The organism is Butyricicoccus sp. AF18-9LB (assembly GCF_027684505.1).
Taxonomy (GTDB): Bacteria; Bacillota; Clostridia; order Oscillospirales; family Butyricicoccaceae; genus Agathobaculum; species Agathobaculum butyriciproducens.
The window spans coordinates 1-3,390 of record NZ_JAQCWA010000037.1; the positions used below are offsets into that span (position 1 = coordinate 1).

Genomic DNA, 3,390 nt, shown 5'->3' on the forward strand with positions numbered 1-3,390 from the left:
GATAGTATACCATACTGTCTAACAAATGGGGTGCAGTTCACAGGGAAACGGCGGCTTTTTACTCTTACTCAGGACTCTCTCCAGTCCGTGAAAATACGCTCTGCATCAGACGCGCTTGCGCACGCGAGCAGCTTATTAGCCAGTTCCCTGCATTCGTCGTAGGAATGCTTTGCAAGGTCTGCCTTTGCTGCCAGCATTGCGGATGCCGACATGGACAGATTGGTCACGCCGAGACCGCACAGCACCGGCGCCATGCCGGCCGTGCCTGCCATCTCGCCGCATACGCCGACTTCGATACCGTTCTCGTTCGCTGCTTTGGCCGTCATGGCGATCAGGCGCAGCACGCCCGGATGAAGCGGACGGTACAGGTAGGAAATCTTCTCGTTGATGCGGTCCACCGCGCAGGAATACTGAATCAGGTCGTTCGTGCCAATCGAGAAGAAGTCAACCTCCTTCGCCAGCACATCCGCGCAGACAGCCGCCACCGGAATCTCGACCATAATGCCGACCTTGACGTTCGGGTTGAAAGGTACGCCTTCCGCGGTCAGCATGTCCTTCGCCTGCTCGAGCACCTGCTTTGCATCACGCACCTCATCCACCGACGAAATCATCGGGAACATAATGCGCAGATCGCCGTACTGCGCGGCACGCAGCAGCGCGCGAAGCTGAATCAGGAACAGCTCCGGTTGATTCAAGCAAATGCGGATCGCGCGGTAGCCGAGGAACGGATTCTGTTCCTGCTCCAGCGCCAGTGCGGGCACTTCCTTGTCGCCGCCGATGTCCAGCGTGCGGATGATAACCGGCTTGCCCTGCATGATCTCACACGCCTTCTTGTAGGCGGCGAACTGCTCTTCCTCGCTCGGCAGGTCGGTACGATCCATGAACAGGAACTCCGAGCGGAACAGACCAACGCCTTCACCGCCAAGCTCCGCTACGCGGACCGCGTCATCCGGCGTACCAATGTTGCCCTCGATAATTACACGGCGGCCATCCGAGGTCGCGCCCTCCTTATCCTTGTACTGCGCGAGCATGGCACGATGCGCCGCATCGGCCTTCTGGCGCTCCGCAAAGTCGGCAAGCGTCTGCTCATCCGGCTGCGCGACTACTTCACCTGCCGCGCCGTCGATCAGCAGCAGGTCGCCGTCCGCGATCTCGTCCGCCTTCTCGCCGGCACCGACAATCGCCGGAATGCCCATCGAACGCGCCATGATCGCCGAATGGCTCGTGCGGCCGCCGATCTTCGTGATAAAACCGGCAACCGGCTTGCCGCCGATCTTCGCCGTGTCGGACGGCGTAAGGTCGTTCGCCACAATAATGCACGGCTCAGTGATCGTGTCAATCGCGTTGTCCGCAATGCCCTTCAGATTCTTAATGACCCGCTGAGAAATATCACCGATGTCTGCTGCACGCGCCTGCATATATTCGTCGTCGAGCGCGCGGAACATCGCCTGAAAGTTCTCGCAGTTGACAAAGCACGCGTACTCCGCGCAAACCTTCTCATCCGTTACAATGTTTGTCATACCCTCGACAAAATCAGGGTCGTCGAGCATCATCAGATGCGCGTCAAAAATTTCCGCCTCAGCCGCACCGATATTCTTTTCCGCATCGTCACGCAGCACTTCGATCTGCTGCTTGGCTTTTTCCACTGCGTCGAGAACGCGCTTGCATTCGGCTTCCGCATCGGCAACGGTCTCCTTAACGACCGAAAGATCTTCTTCCTTGATAACGAGAGCCTTTGCCTTCGCCAGACCCTCCGAAACGCCGATAGCCTTGAATTTAACCATGGGTTTTCCTCCGTTTTTACGATTGTATTTTTATACAAATTTCGCAACCAAACCTATATTATATTGTACAACATCCCTATACTTTCGTCAAGCAAATAAAGTTTTTTCTGCAAACCGACATTTATTTTTTAAAAACGAGTGCCGCACTCGGGATTTGTCTGCTATAATAGAGGCATTCCACACTACTTCTACTGGAGGAAGGATAATTATGGCTAATCGCTGCACTCGTATTCCCGAGATCATGTTTCCGCGTGAAGGCGTGGATCTGTCCAAGTGGGCAGTCATCGCCTGCGACCAGTACACCTCTCAGCCGGACTACTGGGCCGAGACTGATAAGGCCGTCGGTGACGCACCCTCTACCCTGCGTCTGACCCTGCCGGAAGTTTATCTGGAGGACGCGGACGTTGCTGCCCGCACGGAGAAAATCCATCAGACCATGCAGCAGTATGTGCAGGACGGCACGCTGCGCACCCTGCCCGCCGGCGTCGTTCTGACCGAGCGCTGGTCCGGCGGCTCCTGCCCGCGCCGCGGCATCGTGCTGTCGGTCGATCTGGAAGCGTATGAATACACGCCCGGTTCCGCATCCCTCATCCGCCCGACCGAAAAGACGGTTGTCGAGCGTATTCCGCCCCGTCTCAAGGTTCGTCAGGGTGCGTGCCTGGAGCTGCCGCACATTATGATCCTGATCGACGATCCCGACCGTCAGATCATCGAGCCGCTGTTCGAGCAGACCGCCTCTTATGACAAGCTGTACGATACCGACCTGATGCAGAACGGCGGCCATATCACCGGCTGGTTCCTGCCGAACGGTCCGGAGACCGAGGTCATCGAGGCCAAGCTCGAAGCACTCTGCGATCGTGAGACCTTCAACAAGAAGTACGGCTGCACGGATGCACAGGCGCTGCTGCCGTATGCAGTAGGCGACGGCAACCACTCCATGGCCACCGCAAAGGCGTACTGGGAAGAGGTCAAGAAGGACCTGACTGCCGAGGAGCAGGAGAACCATCCGGCACGTTTTGCACTCGTTGAGGTTGTCAACATCCATGACGAGAGCCTGATCATCGAGCCGATCCACCGTGCTCTGTTCGGCGTAGACGCAGATGAGCTGCTCGGCGCACTGACCGACTTCTACAACGGCGAAGGCTGCAAGGCTTACGTTGCCGACGAGGCTCCCAAGAGTGAAAACGTGCACTTCTTCCCGTTCTGCTCGGCGAACAAGTCGGGCGTGTTTGTTGTCGAGAACCCGAAGTGGGCCATTCCGGTCGCTACCATCCAGACCGGTCTGGACGCTTATCTTGAAACCCACACCTCCGCGAAGGTCGACTACATCCACGGCACGGACGTTGTTGTTTCGCTGGCGGAAAAGCCGGGCAACCTCGGCTTCATCCTGCCGGACATCGCCAAGAACGACCTGTTCCGCGGCGTTGTTTTCGACGGTGTTCTGCCGCGCAAGACCTTCTCCATGGGTGAGGCGCACGAGAAGCGCTACTACATGGAGGCAAAGACCATCGTAAAGTAAAGGCAACACCGCACAATTAAAGCGGCGGTGCTTTGCGGAAATTTTGTGTCCTGACTTTGTTGCAGTTTCACGGTAATACATCAAGTA

General features: G+C 57.1%; 2 protein-coding genes. One reads left to right on the forward strand and one right to left on the reverse strand.

Features of this window, described 5'->3' with window-relative positions:
- Positions 1 to 68: 68 nt before the first annotated feature.
- Positions 69 to 1,784, reverse strand: a complete 1,716-nt coding sequence (gene ptsP, locus PGY33_RS13395; RefSeq protein WP_118479491.1) for a phosphoenolpyruvate--protein phosphotransferase — start codon at positions 1,782 to 1,784, stop codon at positions 69 to 71.
- Between the two features lie 208 nt (positions 1,785 to 1,992).
- On the opposite strand from ptsP, the gene PGY33_RS13400 reads away from it, so the two are divergent.
- The gene (locus PGY33_RS13400) at positions 1,993 to 3,303 is read left to right on the forward strand and encodes a DUF1015 domain-containing protein (protein ID WP_270479026.1); all 1,311 of its coding nucleotides are present in this window, start codon (positions 1,993 to 1,995) and stop codon (positions 3,301 to 3,303) included.
- Positions 3,304 to 3,390: the final 87 nt, after the last annotated feature.